General features: G+C 69.6%; 18 protein-coding genes. 9 read left to right on the plus strand and 9 right to left on the minus strand.

The genetic code is table 11. The features are described 5' to 3' along the window. Positions 1-295: 295 nt before the first annotated feature. Together dnaB and ACFZDI_RS23370 are read left to right on the plus strand one after the other, a co-directional pair. Positions 296-1777 (plus strand): replicative DNA helicase, encoded by a 1482-nt coding sequence (gene dnaB / locus ACFZDI_RS23365; protein WP_234750338.1) that lies wholly within the window; start codon positions 296-298, stop codon positions 1775-1777. A 73-nt stretch (positions 1778-1850) separates the two neighbouring features. Further along, on the plus strand, positions 1851-3236 hold the full coding sequence (locus ACFZDI_RS23370; protein ID WP_391252940.1) for a serine hydrolase: 1386 nt from the start codon (positions 1851-1853) through the stop codon (positions 3234-3236). 55 nt (positions 3237-3291) lie between these two features. On the opposite strand, the gene ACFZDI_RS23375 is transcribed toward ACFZDI_RS23370, so the two are convergent. Continuing rightward, positions 3292-3744: a GNAT family N-acetyltransferase gene (locus ACFZDI_RS23375; protein WP_234750340.1), complete on the minus strand. Its 453-nt coding sequence runs from the start codon at positions 3742-3744 to the stop codon at positions 3292-3294. A 56-nt stretch (positions 3745-3800) separates the two neighbouring features. Next, entirely contained in the window at positions 3801-4265 is a 465-nt protein-coding gene (locus ACFZDI_RS23380; protein ID WP_361114542.1) for a MarR family transcriptional regulator, read from the minus strand. Positions 4266-4404: 139 nt separating this feature from the next. On the opposite strand from ACFZDI_RS23380, the gene ACFZDI_RS23385 reads away from it, so the two are divergent. Continuing rightward, positions 4405-5613, plus strand: a complete 1209-nt coding sequence (locus ACFZDI_RS23385) for an MFS transporter (protein WP_391252944.1) — start codon at positions 4405-4407, stop codon at positions 5611-5613. A 67-nt stretch (positions 5614-5680) separates the two neighbouring features. Continuing rightward, entirely contained in the window at positions 5681-6103 is a 423-nt protein-coding gene (locus tag ACFZDI_RS23390) for a heme-binding protein (RefSeq protein ID WP_391252946.1), read from the plus strand. Between the two features lie 71 nt (positions 6104-6174). Here the strand turns inward: ACFZDI_RS23390 and ACFZDI_RS23395 are convergent, their stop codons facing one another. Then, positions 6175-7038, minus strand: coding sequence for a GNAT family N-acetyltransferase (locus ACFZDI_RS23395; RefSeq protein ID WP_391252948.1), 864 nt, complete (start codon positions 7036-7038; stop codon positions 6175-6177). 569 nt (positions 7039-7607) lie between these two features. On the opposite strand from ACFZDI_RS23395, the gene ACFZDI_RS23400 reads away from it, so the two are divergent. Further along, a complete protein-coding gene (locus tag ACFZDI_RS23400) occupies positions 7608-9086 on the plus strand; it encodes a globin domain-containing protein (protein WP_391252950.1) in 1479 nt (492 codons plus the stop codon). A gap of 9 nt (positions 9087-9095) precedes the next feature. On the opposite strand, the gene ACFZDI_RS23405 is transcribed toward ACFZDI_RS23400, so the two are convergent. The 5 genes from ACFZDI_RS23405 to ACFZDI_RS23425 form a co-directional block, all read right to left on the minus strand. Continuing rightward, a complete protein-coding gene (locus ACFZDI_RS23405) occupies positions 9096-9578 on the minus strand; it encodes an NUDIX domain-containing protein (RefSeq protein ID WP_234750352.1) in 483 nt (160 codons plus the stop codon). Between the two features lie 130 nt (positions 9579-9708). Further along, positions 9709-10614: a LysR substrate-binding domain-containing protein gene (locus tag ACFZDI_RS23410; protein WP_391252953.1), complete on the minus strand. Its 906-nt coding sequence runs from the start codon at positions 10612-10614 to the stop codon at positions 9709-9711. A 198-nt stretch (positions 10615-10812) separates the two neighbouring features. Further along, a complete protein-coding gene (locus ACFZDI_RS23415; protein ID WP_391252955.1) occupies positions 10813-12069 on the minus strand; it encodes a cystathionine gamma-lyase in 1257 nt (418 codons plus the stop codon). After that, entirely contained in the window at positions 12066-12557 is a 492-nt protein-coding gene (locus tag ACFZDI_RS23420) for a low molecular weight protein-tyrosine-phosphatase (protein WP_391252956.1), read from the minus strand. Before ACFZDI_RS23420 ends, ACFZDI_RS23415 begins: the two co-directional genes overlap by 4 nt. Positions 12558-12563: 6 nt before the next feature. Continuing rightward, the gene (locus tag ACFZDI_RS23425) at positions 12564-12941 is read right to left on the minus strand and encodes a phage holin family protein (RefSeq protein ID WP_234750357.1); all 378 of its coding nucleotides are present in this window, start codon (positions 12939-12941) and stop codon (positions 12564-12566) included. Between the two features lie 60 nt (positions 12942-13001). On the opposite strand from ACFZDI_RS23425, the gene ACFZDI_RS23430 reads away from it, so the two are divergent. From ACFZDI_RS23430 to ACFZDI_RS23445, 4 genes are all read left to right on the plus strand, one after another. Further along, positions 13002-13319: a cupin domain-containing protein gene (locus ACFZDI_RS23430; protein ID WP_234750358.1), complete on the plus strand. Its 318-nt coding sequence runs from the start codon at positions 13002-13004 to the stop codon at positions 13317-13319. A gap of 163 nt (positions 13320-13482) precedes the next feature. Further along, a complete protein-coding gene (locus ACFZDI_RS23435) occupies positions 13483-13695 on the plus strand; it encodes a DUF5326 family protein (protein ID WP_234750359.1) in 213 nt (70 codons plus the stop codon). A 324-nt stretch (positions 13696-14019) separates the two neighbouring features. Then, positions 14020-14745, plus strand: a complete 726-nt coding sequence (locus tag ACFZDI_RS23440; RefSeq protein WP_308287297.1) for an IclR family transcriptional regulator C-terminal domain-containing protein — start codon at positions 14020-14022, stop codon at positions 14743-14745. 98 nt (positions 14746-14843) lie between these two features. Then, positions 14844-15278: an SsgA family sporulation/cell division regulator gene (locus ACFZDI_RS23445; protein ID WP_234750360.1), complete on the plus strand. Its 435-nt coding sequence runs from the start codon at positions 14844-14846 to the stop codon at positions 15276-15278. Between the two features lie 229 nt (positions 15279-15507). Here the strand turns inward: ACFZDI_RS23445 and ACFZDI_RS23450 are convergent, their stop codons facing one another. Further along, positions 15508-17256, minus strand: coding sequence for a YibE/F family protein (locus ACFZDI_RS23450; protein WP_391252960.1), 1749 nt, complete (start codon positions 17254-17256; stop codon positions 15508-15510). Positions 17257-17274 lie beyond the last annotated feature (18 nt).

Here is a 17274-nt window from a genome sequence, read left to right on the forward strand (position 1 = left end):
TCTTCCTTGGCGCCCGGGGTCGCTTGTTCACAGGCCTGTCCACCGGGTCGTGCACAGGTTTCGCGGAGTTCTCCACAGCATCTGGGCCGTCGTCCACATGGCCTGTGGATAACCAGATTGGCTGACGGTGCCGAGAGGCCTACGGTGGTCCGGCGCCCGCTCCGTCCGCCGGTTTTCAGAACGCCACAAAACCGGCGTGTGCCAACCGGAGTTGGGCCTCTTATTTGTCAGTGCCGTGCCGTAGAAAAGAGGGGCACGGCTAGGTCTGCTTCGGCGGACGGGAGGAGGTGGCTCGGTGAGCATTTCCGAGCCCTTGGACGACCCGTGGGCCGAGACCGGTCCCAGTGATCGTCTCCCCGCCTCCCGCCGACGCGACGACGGAGCCCGGGGCCGCGACGAACAGCACGAGCGCGGCAGGGACAACGGGGCGTGGGACGGCGGATCGTCCCCGTCGTTCGAGCGGGTACCGCCGCAGGACATCGACGCCGAGCAGTCCGTCCTCGGCGGCATGCTCCTGTCCAAGGACGCCATCGCCGACGTCGTCGAGATCATCAAGGGTCACGACTTCTACAAGCCGGCCCACGAGACGATCTTCCAGGCCGTCCTCGACGTCTACGCCAAGGGCGAGCCGGCCGACCCCATCACGATCGCGGCCGAACTCACCAAGCGCGGCGAGATCAACAAGGTCGGCGGCGCCTCGTACCTGCACACCCTCGTCCAGACGGTGCCGACGGCCGCCAATGCGGCGTACTACGCGGAGATCGTTCACGAGCGGGCCGTCCTGCGCCGCCTGGTCGAGGCCGGGACCCGTATCACGCAGATGGGATACGCGGCCGATGACGACGTCGACGAGATCGTCAACCGCGCCCAGGCAGAGGTCTACGCGGTCACCGAGCAGCGCACCAGTGAGGATTACCTGCCGCTCGGCGACATCATGGAGGGCGCGCTCGACGAGATCGAGGCGATCGGCTCGCGCAGCGGCGAGATGACCGGTGTGCCCACCGGGTTCACCGACTTCGACTCGCTCACCAACGGCCTGCACCCGGGCCAGATGATCGTCATCGCGGCCCGTCCCGCCATGGGTAAGTCGACGCTGGCCCTCGACTTCGCCCGGGCCGCGTCGATCAAGCACAACCTGCCGAGTGTGATCTTCTCCCTGGAAATGGGGCGCAACGAGATCGCGATGCGTCTGCTGTCCGCGGAGGCCCGCGTCGCCCTGCACCACATGCGGTCCGGCACCATGACGGACGAGGACTGGACGCGTCTGGCGCGCCGGATGCCCGAGGTCTCCTCCGCGCCTCTGTACATCGACGACTCCCCGAACCTGTCGATGATGGAGATCCGAGCGAAGTGCCGTCGGCTGAAGCAGCGCAACGACATCAGGCTCGTGATCATCGACTATCTGCAGCTGATGCAGTCCGGTGGATCCAAGCGCGCCGAGAGCCGTCAGCAGGAAGTCTCGGACATGTCCCGTAACCTCAAGCTCCTGGCCAAGGAGCTGGAAGTCCCGGTGATCGCGCTCTCCCAGCTCAACCGTGGTCCCGAGCAGCGCACGGACAAGAAGCCGATGGTGTCCGACCTGCGTGAGTCGGGCTCCATCGAGCAGGACGCCGACATGGTGATCCTTCTCCACCGCGAGGACGCGTACGAGAAGGAGTCGCCCCGCGCGGGCGAGGCGGACATCATCGTGGGCAAGCACCGAAACGGCCCGACGGCGACGATCACTGTCGCCTTCCAGGGGCACTACTCGCGGTTCGTGGACATGGCGCAGACCTGATCCGTCCCGGCCCCACATGCCCTGATGCCGAATGTGCTCGACTCGGGGACACCGGGCCGGGTGGACTGGGCCCATGACGACATTTCAGGGAGAGCTGCTTCCCGGCACACGTCGCGCTCTGCTGCACCGCATCGCCGTCGCGCAGGCCGAGGGCCGGACTCCGTCGCTCGTCGCGGCCGTCGTACGAGACGGTACGACGGTGTGGACGGGCGCACGGACCTCGGTGGAAGGGCACGCGCCGGACGAGAACGTGCAGTACCGGATCGGCTCGATCACCAAGACCTTCACGGCGGTTCTCGTGCTGCGGCTGCGTGACGAGGGCGCACTCGCTCTCGAGGACCCGCTCGAGAAGCATCTGCCGGGTACCGGCGTGGGGGAGGCGACCATCGCCGAACTCCTCGCGCACACAGGAGGGCTGCCGGCCGAGACGCCGGGCCCGTGGTGGGAGCGGAGCCCCGGGGACCTGCGGCCCGAACTCGCCGACGTACTCGGCGACCGGCCCCTGCTGACCCCGCCAGGCCGGCGATTCCACTACTCCAACCCGGGTTATGCCCTGCTCGGCGCTCTCATCGAGAAGCTCCGTGGAGCTTCCTGGGAGGAGGTCCTTCGGCGCGAAGTGCTCGAACCTCTGGGTTTGCGTCGCACGAGCGTGCGGCCTGTGGCACCTCACGCGGGGGGCTGGGCCGTGCATCCCTGGGCGGACGTAATGCTTCCCGAGCCCGTCGAGGATCTGGGGCGTATGGCTCCGGCCGGCCAACTGTGGTCGACGGGAGGTGACTTGGCGCGGTTCGCGGCCTTCCTGCTCAACGGTGACGAGCGGGTGCTGAGGGCCGATTCGCTGCGAGAGATGAGGACACCGGCCGCGGCCCATGAGGCGGCGGACGTGGCGAGCGGTTACGCCTACTGCCTCGGCATGGAGATCCGGCGTCGGAACGGCCGCTCCCTGGTCGGTCACACCGGTTCGCTGCCCGGGTTCCTCGCGTGTCTCATGATCAGCATCGAGGACGACGTGGCGGCGATCGCCCTGGCCAACTCCACGTCAGGACCGCTGCTGTTCCCTGTCGCGGCCGATCTGGTCCGCATCGTGGCCGAGGCAGAGCCACGCATCCCCGCTCCGTGGAAGCCGCTGCGTGGGGCCGACCCGTCGCTGCTGGAGCTGACGGGGCAGTGGTACTGGGGGACGCACGCCTTCGCCCTGCGCCTGATGGCCGACGGACTCGTCTCGCTGGGGCCGTTGACCGGCGTAGGCCGTCGCTCGCGGTTCCGCTCGAACGGTGACGGCACCTGGACGGGACTGGAGGGCTACTACGCGGGCGAGCTCCTGCAAGCCGTACGGCGGTCTGACGGGGCCGTGAGCCACCTGGACCTCGGTTCGTTCGTGTTCACGCGTCAGCCGTATGACGAGGGCGCTCCTGTACCGGGTGGTGTCGACCCCGAGGGGTGGCGCGGAATCGGGTAGACGTGAGATGCGTGGGCGCCCTGTTTCACGTGAAACAGGGCGCCCACGCCTGCCGTCACAACGGGAGCTTGAAGCCCGTGTGGGAAGCCGTGAACCCGAGCCGCTCGTAGAAGCGGTGGGCATCGGTGCGGGTCTTGTCGGAGGTCAGCTGGACCAACTGGCATTCCAGGTTCCGGGACTCCTCGATCGCCCACTCGATGAGCCGGGTTCCCAGGCCGCTGCCGCGCTCGTCCGCATGGATGCGCACGCCCTCGATGATCGACCTGGTCGCCCCGCGCCGGGAAAGGCCGGGGATGATCGTGAGCTGGAGCGTGCCGACGACCTTGCCCTCCCGGGCCGCCACGACCAGATGCTGATTCGGGTCGGCGCTGAGCCGCTCCAGCGCGGTCAGGTACGGGGTGAGGTCGTCCGGTGACTCGCGCTGCGCACCCAGTGGGTCGTCCGCGAGCATGGCGACGATCGCGGGGACGTCGTCGGCCACGGCAGCGCGTATCTCAAGATCTCCCATGCACGTACCTTACGCAGCTGCGGTGCGCCGGTGCCGTGCGGAGGGGCTCGAGGGCTCTATGCGGGCACCGGCGCCTTCAGCGTCTCCACGGCTCGGACCAGGGGTGCCAGTTCCGGGTTCTTCGCCGCTTCGTCGAGGGCTTCGCGCAGGGCGGCGTCGTTGGTCGGGCGCGCGGCTTCCAGCAACTCGAGGCCCGCCGCAGTGACGTTCGTGTAGATGCCCCGGCGGTCGGTGGGGCACAGGTAGCGCTCCAGGAGACCCCGGTCTTCCAGCCGGGTGACCAGGCGTGTGGTGGCGCTCTGGCTGAGGACGACCGCGTCGGCGACCTGCTTCATCTGCAGATGTCCCCCGTCGCCGTCGTGCTGTCGGCTGAGCACGTCCAGCAGGGAGTACTCACGCGCGCTGAGGTCGTGCCCGGCCTGCAGAGCGCGCTCGATGTGCGCCTCGATCCTCCCGTGGAGCAGGGAGAGGGCGCACCAGCTCTGGGCGAGAGCGGTGAGCGCGGGGTCCGTCGCTGTCATTGGTTTCCTCCGTCCCGGAGCGGCTGACACCCAGGATAGAGCAGCACCGCAATTGACGGCGGTTGCATATAGCCCGCGTCTGCAACTATTGTGGACGCACGCAAAGCGCTCCTGCAATCGTTTGGGAAGGTACCCCTCCATGCCTCTCGCGCTTCTGGCCCTCGCGATCGGGGCCTTCGGGATCGGAACGACGGAATTCGTGATCATGGGTCTGCTGCCCGAGGTCGCGAGTGACTACGGGGTCTCCATCCCCACGGCCGGCTACCTGGTGACCGGCTACGCGCTCGGCGTCATGTTCGGCGCCCCGTTGATGACCGTGCTCGGCACCAGGATCTCCCGCAAGCGGATGCTGATGCTGCTGATGGGGTTGTTCATCGCGGGCAACCTGCTCTCGGCGCTCGCCCCCGCCTTCTCCGTCATGCTGACCGGCCGGATCATCGCCTCACTCGCCCACGGCGCCTTCTTCGGCATAGGTTCGGTCGTCGCGGCGGACCTCGTCGCTCCGGACAAGAAGGCCGGAGCCATCGCGATGATGTTCACCGGTCTGACCGTCGCCAACGTCGTCGGTGTCCCGCTGGGCACGCTCGTCGGACAGTCCGTCGGCTGGCGGGTGACCTTCGGCATCGTCGCCGCCCTCGGCGTCATCGGCCTGGCCGGCATCGCCCGGCTCGTCCCCGACATGCCCAAGGCGGAGGGCGTACGTCTGCGGCACGAGCTGGCCGCCTTCAAGAACGTGCAGGTCCTGCTCGCGATGGCCATGACGGTCCTGGGCTTCGGCGGTGTCTTCGCGGCCATCACCTACATCGCGCCGATGATGACCCAGGTCGCGGGCTTCGCCGACGGCTCCGTCACCTGGCTGCTGGTCCTCTTCGGCCTGGGCATGGTCGGCGGCAACCTCGTCGGCGGCAGGTTCGCCGACCGCGCCCTGATGCCCATGCTGTACGTCTCTCTGGGCGCCCTGGCCGTCGTCCTGGCCCTGTTCACTGTCACCGCCCACGACAAGCTGCTCTCGGCGATCACCATCGCGCTGATCGGTGCCCTGGGCTTCGCCACCGTGCCACCGCTGCAGAAGCGCGTTCTCGACCAGGCGCACGGCGCCCCGACCCTGGCCTCGGCCGTCAACATCGGCGCCTTCAACCTCGGCAACGCGCTCTCCGCCTGGCTGGGCGGCCTGGTGATCGCGGCGGGCCTCGGCTACACCGCCCCCAACTGGGTCGGTGCCGCCCTGGCCACCGGTGCTCTGGTCCTGGCCCTCGTCTCGGCCGCCCTGGAGCGCCGCGCCGACGGCCCCAGCACCGTCGTCACCCGCTCCGCTCGAGCCGAGCAGCGCGCTGCCGTCCACCAATGAGCAACCGAACCACCCCCACCGGCCTCACCGCCCGGAACGACCGGAAGTCTTCAAGGAGAACCCCATCATGAGCACCACCACCGCAGTCGCCCCCCTCACCACCCAGGACGCCGACGCCCTCATGGCCGCCGCCCATCGTGCCGCCGAGTCGGCGGGCGTCACCGTCAGCGTCACCGTCCTCGACGCGGGCGGCCACCTGCTCGCTTTCCGGCGCGACGACCGTGCCGTGCTGATCTCCGGCGAGACCAGCACCCGCAAGGCCTACACGGCCCTCCAGCTGAACGCGCCCACCGCCGACCTGGTGGACGCGGTGCAGCCCGGAGGCCTCTTCCACACGCTGCCCACCGCACTCGACCGGCCGTTGCTGTTCATCGCCGGAGGCGTGCCGGTGCACCGCGACGGTCGCCTGATCGGCGCGATCGGCGTCGGCGGCGGCGCCCCCGAGCAGGATCACGGCTTTGCCGCGACCGCCGTGGAGGCACTCGCCTGACCCGGCCCCTTCAGCGAGACGACGCCGGTCCCCTCTTCCCCGGGGGGCCGGCGTCGTCGCGTCGAAGTCGGTCAGCCCGCCGCGACCGTGACCGGCGCGAACCGTCGGCTCCAGTCCCCGGGCAGCTCCGTGATCCCGTACGTCATCACCGCGTTGAAGGCGACGGATTCCAGGCCGCGCTCCTTCACCCACGCCAGGAGTTCTTCGTGCCGCACGTCGATGTCGGTGCGCAAAGGGCGGTTGGTGCCGGCGGCGAGAGACGTGATGAGAGCCTGGGCGGCCGACGTGTCACGCGCGATGAGCGGGCCGATCACGTGGGTGTCCATGTTGGGCCAGGCGGCCGCGTACCCGATGATCCGCCCGTTCTCCTCGGCCACGCGCAACTGGTCGGCGAAAGCCGGCAACCGGGTGACGATGTGCGTGCGGTCGGTCCCGAAGACCTGCTCATCGAGACGGAGGATGGCCGTGAGGTCCTCGGCGGTCGCAGCGCGGGTGGCGACCTTCGGCTCAGGCCCGCCGGGAGTGAAGTGCCCGACGACCATGTCGGCCTGTCCGGTGACCTTGAAGCCGAGTTCCTCGTAGAGAGGCCGGCCGTACGGCGTCGCGTGCAGGGTGAGGGGCGTGGTGCCCATGTCCGAGACGACATGGCGCATCAGCCGGCGTCCCACGCCCTGCCGAGCGTGCCGTTGGGCCACCAGTACCATGCCGATCGCGGCGAGGGCAGGATCCTGCGGTCCGTACTCGGTGACGACGCAGGCGCTCACCAGGCCACCCTCGGGGTCGTCGATGCCGTAACCCTTCCCGGCCGCGAGCAGGAAGCTCCACTTGTGCTCCTCCCGTGGCCACCCCCGGTCCTCGGACAAGTCGGCACAGGCGGCGTGATCGTGCAGTGTCAGACGGCGGATGGGCAATGAGGCAAGGGAAGGAGTCGGCACGCAGGTCAGGCTGTCCGACAGGAGCCCCTGACGTCCACCTGTTTCAGCGGAGACGTACGACCTTTTGGCCAGTTGTCACCGCTCGCACAGACCGTAGACCGACACCGGATGTTTCACGTGAAACAGGTAAGAAGGTCAGATGTTCGACCGAGGCGCTGAACACGGCTTCCCCAGCTCCTGGTTGACGGGTGGGCGATCCGCGTCGTGCCCGCATTCGTGACGAGAGGAGGGGGGACTTGTGTGCACAGCGGTGGCCGGTAGGGTCGAGTCCGGTTCGCATCCGGGACGGGACGCCTCGTCCTGTTTGAGGCAGTGCAGGGCAATGCAGCCTAACGGGACGGAGAGATCGAAGACCCGTGTTTCCGGGTATACGCCGGAAGCGGCCACGCGGGTGGGAAGCTCGATGAGAGTCACTGCGGCCAATGTCACACTCTCGCCTTACTTGTCCGTACGGAGCCGGATGACGGGTTGAATGTGGCCGCATTGGCCGAGACAAGGATGGGAACGCAGACCGTCCACGGGGGAAGCAGGCACATTCCGACTCCGGAAGTGCGCAGACCGACCGAAAGATGCTCGAGGCGAGGCACACCATGGACGCTCCGACCACGACGTCGGCCGACAACGGCACTTCTGGCGGCGCGGGCGACTGGTTCACACCTCGCAGTACCCCGGGCACCGGTGAGCCCGACCACGGACGTGAAACCCCCGACGCGATACCCACCCCCGCCGCTCCGCCCGCGTCACACGCTCAGCCCCCGGCTGCAGACCCCACTGCTGCCGCTTCGCCGGGCCCCGCACCGACGACGCTCACCCCGACGCCCTTCGCGTCCACCGTGGCTCCGCCGGGGACCGCCGCCGAACAGCCGGATCCCACCCAGGAGCAGGCCCCGGTGCCGCCGTCGGCAGAGGCCGCCACCGCCCCGGCCGGAACGGGCTCCCCGGACGCGCTCCTCATCCGCCGCACCATGGCCGAGGTCACGCCGGTCGCCGACAAGGTCACGTCGTACTTCTACGCCCTGCTCTTCGTGCGCCACCCCGACCTGCGCTCGCTGTTCCCGGCCGCGATGGACACCCAGCGGGACCGACTGCTCAGAGCGCTGCTCACGGCAGCCGAGCACATCGACAACAGGGACGTGCTCGTCGACTACCTGCAAAAACTCGGCAGGGGCCACCGCAAGTACGGGACGCGGCCCGAGCACTACCCGGCCGTCGGCGAGTGCCTGATCGGCGCGCTGAGCAAGTACGCGGCCGGAGTGTGGAACCCGGAGACGGAGGCGGCCTGGGTCCGGGCCTACACCACGATCTCCCAGGTCATGATCGACGCAGCGGCCGCGGACGAACTGCGTGCACCGGCCTGGTGGTATGCCGAGATCGTCGCGCACGACCTGAGAACGCCGGACGTAGCGGTCGTCACCGTCCGCCCCGACCAGCCCTACCCCTTCCTCGCCGGGCAGTACACGAGCGTGGAGACGCCCTGGTGGCCCCGGATCTGGCGGCACTACTCCTTCGCCTCGGCGCCGCGGTCCGACGGGCTGCTGTCGTTCCACGTCAAGGCCGTCCCGGCCGGCTGGGTCTCCAATGCCCTGGTGCACCGTGCCCGGCCCGGCGACATCATCCGGCTCGGGCCGCCCGCGGGGTCCATGACCGTCGACCACACCACCGACAGCGGCCTGCTCTGCCTGGGCGGCGGCACGGGCATCGCACCCATCAAGGCCTTGGTGGAGGACGTCGCCGAGCACGGGGACCGCCGGTCGGTCGAGGTCTTCTACGGCGCCCGCACCGACCACGACCTGTACGACATCGACACCATGCTGCGGCTCCAGCAGACCCACCCGTGGCTCTCGGTCCGCGCGATCATCGACCAGCAGGCGCACGTGCAGCTGCCGGACGCCATCCGCACCTACGGGCCGTGGGACGAGTTCGACGCCTACCTCTCCGGGCCACCCGGGATGATCCGCAGTGGTGTGGACGTCCTGAGGGACGTCGGCGTCCCCTCGGAGCGCATACGCCACGACTCCGTCGAGGAACTGGTCGCGGCCGGAAGCTGACCGGGCGTCTCAGCCCAGGTCGGGCGCATGCATCGCGAGTACGCCCTCGATGTTGCCGTCCAGGTAGTGCCGCAGCGACAGCGGCACGAGATGGACCGACGCGATCCCGACCCGGGTGAAGGGCACGCGCACGATCTCGTACTCGCCGACCGGCTCTTCCACCTCGGGGCCGTGGCGCAGGGAGGGGTCCATCGACTCCAGGCGGCAGACGAAGAAGTGCTGCACCTTCACACCCGTCGCGCCGCCGTCCTCCCCGATGTGCTCCATGGTGTCCACGAAGCAGGGCACCACATCGGTGATCTTCGCTCCGAGTTCCTCGTACACCTCGCGGTGCAAGGCGTCGACGACGGTCGGGTCGCTGGGCTCGACCCCGCCGCCGGGCGTGAGCCAGTAGGGATCCACTCCCGGCTTGGTGCGCTTGATCAGGATCAGGTCGGCACCGTCCAGCAGAACGGCGCGGGCGGTGCGCTTGACCACGGGTCGGACGGTCATGAGTGAAATGTGGCCCGGCTGGTTCCACGTGAAACATCGCGAAACGTCACCGGACGAGCCCCCAGAGTGAGACGGGTTCCTCAGCGCCCGCGCCCCGCCTCAGGCAACCCGGCACACCACCCCGGGCGCCTCAGCACCAGTCGGCCGAAGACCGCAGCAACCAGTCGTGCGCTCGCGCGATGTGAGGCATCGCGAGGGTCCCGGTCCGGACCACGAGGAAGTACGTACGCAGCGGTGGCACCGGCGGCTCGTGCAGGGGGACGACGTCACCCCGCTCCAGCGCCGGCGCGCACAGATAACGGGGCAGCACCGCCAGACCGGCGCCCGCGACCGCGCAGGCCAGGACCGCGCGCAGGTCGGGGACGATCACCGTGCCCGGGGCGGCCGGCTGCGCGTCGAAGACGGAGGCCCAGTAGCGGGAGACGAAGGGCAGCGACTCGTGCACCTCCACCACCGGCACCTTCTCGAGGGCGGGTTCCGGCTCGTGATCGGGCTGCCCGGGACCGAGCTGTTCCGACCAGCGCGGGGCGGCGACCAGGACGTGCTCCTCGTCGCAGAGCGCAGTCGCCGTGAGCAGGGGGCCGCGCGGCTGGGCCGTGCTGATGGCCAGATCATGATGCCCGGCGGACAGCCCTTCCAGGGTTTCCTCGGCGGTTCCGAAGGAGACGCGCAAGGCGAAGCCCTGCCCATCCTCGCGGGTCAGCTCCGTGAGGGCGGGCAGGGCTCGTTCGGCGGTGAATTCCGGCGGACCTGCGAGGTGCAGCGTCCGTAAGGAGGAGTCGTCGTCGAGGCCGGTCTCGGTGATCTCCACCAGGGCGTCGAGATGGGGTGCGGCCTTGTGGGCGAGTTCGTCGCCGATGCTCGTCGGGGTCACGCCGCGGGCCTGCCGGAGGAACAGGGGGCGGCCCAGCTGCCGTTCCAGCGTCCGTATCTGGGAGGTGACAGCAGGCTGGGAAAGGCCGAGCAGAGCGGCGGCGCGAGTGAAGGAGCCGGCCCGGTGCACGGTCACGAAGGTCCGCAGCAAGGCCAGATCCACCGCGCACACTCCCCTCTCCGGCCACTGCTCCCCGGCCGCCGACCGTGCTCAACTATAAATAAGTCGATAGGTCTCTGTCGCTACTGTGATTGGACACTGACAGAGAGTCAACTAGCCTTGGTCGCGCGGTTCTTGCGCGCGGAACCGGAGGACGGTCCGAGCCATGAGGGGGGAGGCTCGGACCGTCCGCGGGGGTGATCAGGCGGCTGACGCGTCCAGCGCACGCAGCAGGTCCGCCACCAGGTCCTCGGGATCCTCGGCACCTACCGACAGGCGGACGAAGCCCTCCGGCACCGCGTCCCCACCCCAGCGGCCGCGCCGTTCGGCCGTGGACCGCACCCCGCCGAAGCTCGTCGCGTCGTCCACGAGACGCAGGGCGTCGAGGAAGCGGTCGGCACGCGCGCGTGTGGGCAGCGTGAACGACACGACACAGCCGAAGCGCCGCATCTGCCGTGCGGCGATCTCGTGGGAGGGGTCGTCGGGCAGTCCCGGGTAGCGCAGCCCCGTCACCTCGGGCCGCTCCCGCAGCGCCTTCGCGATCGCCAGGGCCGTCGCGTTCTGCCGGTCGACGCGCATCTGGAGGGTCGCGAGTGAACGGTGCGCGAGCCAGGCCTCCATGGGCCCGGGGATCGCACCGACGATCTTTCGCCAGCGGCGCACGGCAGCCATGGCCTCGGCGTCCCGGCCGGCCACATAGCCCAGGAGGACATCGCCGTGGCCGGTGAGCTGCTTGGTGCCGCTGGCCACCGCGAAATCGGCGCCGAGCTCCAGCGGGCGCTGGCCGAGCGGTGTCGCGAGGGTGTTGTCGACGGCCACCAGAGCACCACGCGCGCGTGCCGCCTCGGTGAGCCGCCTGATGTCGCACACGGCGAGCCCGGGATTCGACGGGGACTCGATCCACAGCAGCCTCGCCCCGTCGAGCACGTCCAGCTGGGCGTCCCCGCCGGTCGGCGCCGTGCGCACCTCGATGCCGAACGCCTCCAGCTGGGCACGGACCAGCGGCAGCGCCTGGTAGCCGTCGTCCGGCAGGACGCACACGTCGCCGGTGCGCAGCTGGGAGAAGAGCACCGCCGAGATCGCCGCCATGCCCGAGGCGAAGACGAGCGTCTCGGCGTCCCCGCCCGGTGCCTCCAGCTCGCCGATGGCGCGTTCCAGCAGCGTCCAGGTCGGGTTCTCGTCCCGGCCGTACGTGTAGGGGCCGGTCGGGTCGCCCGGGAGATGGAAGTGGGCGGCGAACACGGGGCCGGGCAGAGTGGGCTCGTGCTTGACCGGCTCGGGCAGCCCGGCCCGCACGGCGCGTGTGCCGTCACCGACACCCGTGACCGCCCGAGCCGCAGCGCCCGTCACCGCACCCGAGGTCTCCGCGCCGCCGCCCTTCACCTGGTCCGCGTCGGCCGTCGTCCGGACCGGGTCGCCCGTCGTTCCGCCCGCGTCACCCGTCGCGGAATCACTCATGCCGCCTGTCCCTCCACGTGCTCGCGTACTGCGGCGAGCAGACCGGTGCTCGCCGCCTCCACCATCTCAAGGCACTCCTCGAAGCCGTCCATCCCCCCGTAGTAGGGGTCCGGTACGTCGAGGTCGTCGCCGGCGGCGGGATCGTACGAGCGGAGCAGCCGCACCTTTCCGGCGTCCTGCTCCGTGGGAGCGAGGCGGCGCAGGGCCCCGAGATGGCCGGAGTCGAGGGCGATCACGAGGTCGAGGCGGGAGAACCAGGACGGCTGGAACTGCCGGGCCGTGTGGTCCCCCGGGTATCCGTTGTCCTCCAGGACGGCCACGGTGCGCGGGTCGGCGCCGTCGCCCTCGTGCCAGCCGCCCGTGCCGGCGCTGTCGACCTGCACCAGCTCGTCGAGACCGGCCTCCGCCACCCGCGCGCGGAAGACGATCTCGGCCATCGGCGAGCGGCAGATGTTGCCCGTGCAGACGAAGCAGACCCGGTACGTCATGTCCGCTCAGTCCCCGTCGGGCAGGATGACGTGCAGGGCCCAGGAGACGACCGAGATGATCAGGCCTCCGACGACGGCCGTCCAGAAGCCCTCCACGTGGAAGCTCAGGTCGAGCTTGTCCGCCAGCCACGAGGTGAGCAGCAGCATCAACGCGTTGACGACCAGCGTGAACAGGCCGAGGGTCAGTATCAGCAGCGGCAGGCTGAGGAGCTTGACCACCGGCTTGACCAGGAAGTTCACCAGGCCGAAGAGCAGCGCCACGATGATCAGGGTGGCGAACTCCTTGCCGGTGCTGTCACCGGTCAGGGTGATCTTGTCGAGCAGCCACACGGCGACCGCCAGGGCGCCCGCGTTGGCGATCGTCTTGACTAGGAAATTCATCATGTGTCTGATCGTGGCAGACCTGATCGGACACGGGCACGAGAGGCAGGGGCGGACAAGGCGATGAAGGCATTCCGGCTGGATGAACTGGAGGCGGAGCGCGCCGCCAACGACGGCGCCTACCTGCAGTTTCTACGGGAACGGAACATGTCGGTCGGCCTGTACGCCCTTGACGCGGGCGAGCAGGATCCACAGAAGCCGCACCATCAGGACGAGGTCTACTTCATTGTGAGCGGCCGTGCCTCGATCACCGTCGGCCTGGAGACGACCCAGGTGGCACGCGGCAGCGTGGTCTACGTGCCGGCGGGCGTCGCCCACAAGTTCCACCACATCACCGAGGACCTGCGGGTGATGGTGGTCTTCTCTCCGCCCGAGGGGTGACGAAGCGCCTCGGGGTTCCCTAGGGGTTCGGTCAGGGGCAGACAAGGGCTGCGGGGCGCCCGTCGCACCCCTCACGGACCTAGCATCGAGTGCAGGACATCAGAGATCGGCAGGACCGACAGGACCCGGCACTCGAACGGGCGGAGAGGTAAGGACGAGGGCGATGCGAGAGATCTTCACGGGACTGCCGTGGTGGGTGAAGTGGATCGCGGTGCCGGTCATCGCCCTGGTCGTGTTCGGCGGGCTGATCGCCAGCGTGGTCGGCTTCGTCATCGGACTGCTCTTCAAGGTGCTGGTCTTCGTGGCACTGGTCGGCGGGCTGGTCTACGTCGTACGCAAGTTCACGTCGAGCTCCTCGTCGCGCAGCGACTGGTGAGACCGGTGGGAAGCCGGTGGGGGTAGCGGGTCTGCCATCACCGGTTCCCTCGGGCGAGGGAAGTTTCCCGGCGGGGTGGTCTGCCCGCGGTGGCAGGCGAATAGAGTCCGGAACTCGACGCGGGGACCTCCCCGCGAGCGGCATTCACCCCCACCCGTGTCCCCCCGCACGGTGTGCCCCCTCGCGTTTCGGGAGAGCCCCTTGGTCCCGGCTGACACCGCACCTGTTCACCTGCGCACCGTCCCCGCGCAACCCCGCTCGGCGACGCCCTCCGGACCACCGCCACCGTCGGCACCACCTCCTCCGCCGACCCTCATCGGATCGGTGCAGCGCGCCATGCGCCTGCTGGAGACCGTCGCCGCGCACGAGTACGGTGCCCCGGCCAAGCAACTGGCCCGTGAGACCGGGCTGGCGCTGCCCACGACGTACCACCTGCTGCGCACGCTCGTGCACGAGGGCTATCTGCGCCGGGACAAGGGCCTGTTCTTCCTGGGCGAGGCGGCCGAGCGGCTGGGCAGCAGCGGGGCGCGGCAGAAACGTCGCAGCACGATCGTCGACGCGCTCGCGCACTGGCGGGACGCCCTGGGCGTGCCCGTGTACTACGCGGTCTACCGCGAGGGCGAGATCGAGGTCATGTGTGTCTCCGACACGCCGGTCAACCCGGCGGTCGAGGAGTGGGCCGACTTCCGGGAGACCGGACACGCGCACGCCATCGGGCAGTGTCTGCTGTCCCAGCTGGACGAGGACGCCCGCCGCGACCACCTCGACCGCTATCCGGTGCAGCCCCTCACGCCCTACACGGTGCGCGACAACCACAGTCTGCTGAGACGCCTGGAGCGGCTCCGGCGCATGGAGCCGGTGACCGAGCGCCAGGAGTATGCCCTGGGCTCGGTCTGCGCCGCGATTCCCCTCACGCTCGGCAGTACGGCAGCGACGATGGCCATTTCACTCCCCGCACACCAGGTCGACCGGCTGCTGCCCGCGGCGCGTCAACTGCAGGTCGAGGTCGGGCGCGTGCTCGGCTCGCTCGCGCTCTCTATCAGTATGTGAAAACTCACTCCTTGTGATCTGCTGTGTACGTTCAGCAAGATTCCACCAAGTGTCAGAGGTTTGTTCCCGGCCAGTAACGGCGATTGACGGGGTTGTCGATGCGCGAGTCCGTACAAGCAGAGGTCATGATGAGCTTTCTCGTGTCAGAGGAGCTCTCCTTCCGCATTCCGGTGGAGCTGCGCTATGAGTCCAGTGATCCCTATGCCGTCCGGCTGACGTTCCACTTGCCCGGTGATGCCCCGGTGACGTGGGCTTTCGGGCGGGAGTTGCTGATCGACGGGGTCGGCCAGCCGTGCGGGGAGGGCGATGTGCGCGTCACGCCCGTCGAACCCGATGCCCTGGGCGAGGTGTTGATCCGGCTTCAGGTGGGCAGCGACCAGGCGTTGTTCCGGTCGTCGACGGCACCGCTCGTCGCTTTCCTCGACCGTACGGACAAGTTGGTGCCGTTGGGCCAAGAGGGTTCGCTCGCCGACTTCGACGCGCACCTCGACGAGGCCCTGGACCGCATCCTCGCCGAGCAGGGCGCCGGCTGAGACATGGACCCGGCGGCACGGTGGAGTAACGCTTCACCGGGTGCCGCCGAGCTGTGCAGGAACGCTTCTTCCTGCGATCGTCCTACGATCTTCTTCGAGTCGGCCTTTGCGGGTCGGCCCTTTGTGGCTCGGCCTTTGCGGGTCTGCCTTGTCGGGTAGGCCGTTCTCGCGACGACCCTCCTCGGTTCGGTCTTCCTCCGGTCGGCGGGGCGTCCCGAACGCGCAGGCGTCAGCGCTTGCGGCGTCGGCCTCTTCCTCCGCGCGCCGGGGCCGCGGTGGTCTCCAGGGCGGGCTCCGTGCCGGGACGGTCGGCCGAGACCACCAGCGCCGCCAGGGCGGTGGTGACCGGCACCGAGGCGACCAGGCCGATCGAACCGATCAGCGTGCGCACGATCTCCTCCGCGACCAGCTCGCTGTTGGCGACCGTCCCCACACTGGACTGCGCGATGGAGAACAGCAGCAACAGCGGCAGCGCGGCACCCGCGTAGGCGAGGACGAGCGTGTTGACGACCGAGGCGATGTGGTCGCGGCCGATCCGGATCCCCGCGCGGTAGAGCCCCCGCCAGCCCATCGACGGGTTGGCCTCGTGCAACTCCCAGACCGCCGAGGTCTGCGTGACCGTGACGTCGTCGAGCACACCGAGCGAGCCGATGATGACGCCGGCCAGCAGCAGACCGCTCATGTCGATCGTCGGGTAGAGGCCGTGGATCAGCCCGGTGTTGTCGTCGGTGTTGCCGGTCAGGGCCGCCCAGTCGATGAACACCGAGCCGAGGATGCCGATCAGCAGCAGTGAGATGAGGGTGCCGAGCACCGCGACGGATGTCCGTGCGGACAGGCCGTGACACAGGTACAGCGCGATGAGCATGATGGCGCTCGCGCCGACCACCGCCACGACCAGCGGGTTGGAGCCCTGAAGGATCGCGGGCAGGATGAAGACGTTCAGCACCATGAAGCTGATGGCCAGCGCGACCAGCGCCATGACGCCCCGCATCCGCCCGACGACCACCACGGCGATGGCGAAGATGCCCGCGAGCAGCGCCATGGGCATACCGCGGTTGATGTCGGTGACCGAGTACTGCAGGTCCTTCGGCGCCGAAGGCTCGTAGGCGACCACGACCTCCTGGCCCTCCTGCAACTGGCGGGACTGGTCCGGCTGGACGATCTCGGTGAAGGTACGGCCCTTGTCGTCGCCGGTGTCGACCCGGATGGTCGCCCGCTTGCAGGTGCCCTTCTCCTCCTGCACCGCGGAGGAGCCCTCGGCGGTGGACGTGTCGCCGGTCGGTGGAACGCCCGAAGCGCCGGCCTCCTTGCAGCTCACCTCGACCACCTTGGTGACGGTGGCGTCCTGCGTCTGCCGGTCGAAACCGACGCCGGTGCGCTCGTGCCCAGGGGCTCCGCCCGGCCACAGCACGGCGAGACCGACCAGGACGGCGGCGGCGAACGGGATCAGGATCGCCGCGATGACCTTGCGCAGGTGCAGGGAGACGGGGGTGGCCGGGCCATGACTGTGGGAGTGCCCGTGCCCGCCACCCGGGCCGTGACCGTGTCCGTGGCCGCCGTCTCCTCCGTGTCCGTGCCCGTGGCCGCCGTCTCCGTGCCCCGGTCCACCGTCTCCGCCATGACCGTGCCCCGGTCCGCCGCCTCCGTCGTGGCCGGGACCCTGCCCTCCGGCGGGTCCCGGGCCGTGCCCGGCAGCGTGGCCCTGACCGGGCCCCCGCCCGTACTCACCGCGGTCCTGGGGGCCGAAGCCCGCGTCCTGCCCGTACCCGTACTGGGGGGCCCGTCTCGGGGCCGGGGGCTGCGTCACGCCCTGCCCCTGCGGTCCGCGCGGCTGCTGCGGCTCGGCCGGACCCTGTCCGGACCCGCCGACGAAATCATGGCCCTCACCTGGACCGTCACCACGGCCGTTGCCGTTTCCGGCGCCGGATCCGCGGGGCGGCTCGGGCGAGGGGTAGGAGGGACGCTGCGTCGTGGTCACCGCCCGATCATCGCAAGA

Origin of the sequence: Streptomyces sp. NPDC007907 (genome assembly GCF_042959365.1) — a bacterium.
Classification (GTDB): domain Bacteria; phylum Actinomycetota; class Actinomycetes; order Streptomycetales; family Streptomycetaceae; genus Streptomyces; species Streptomyces indiaensis.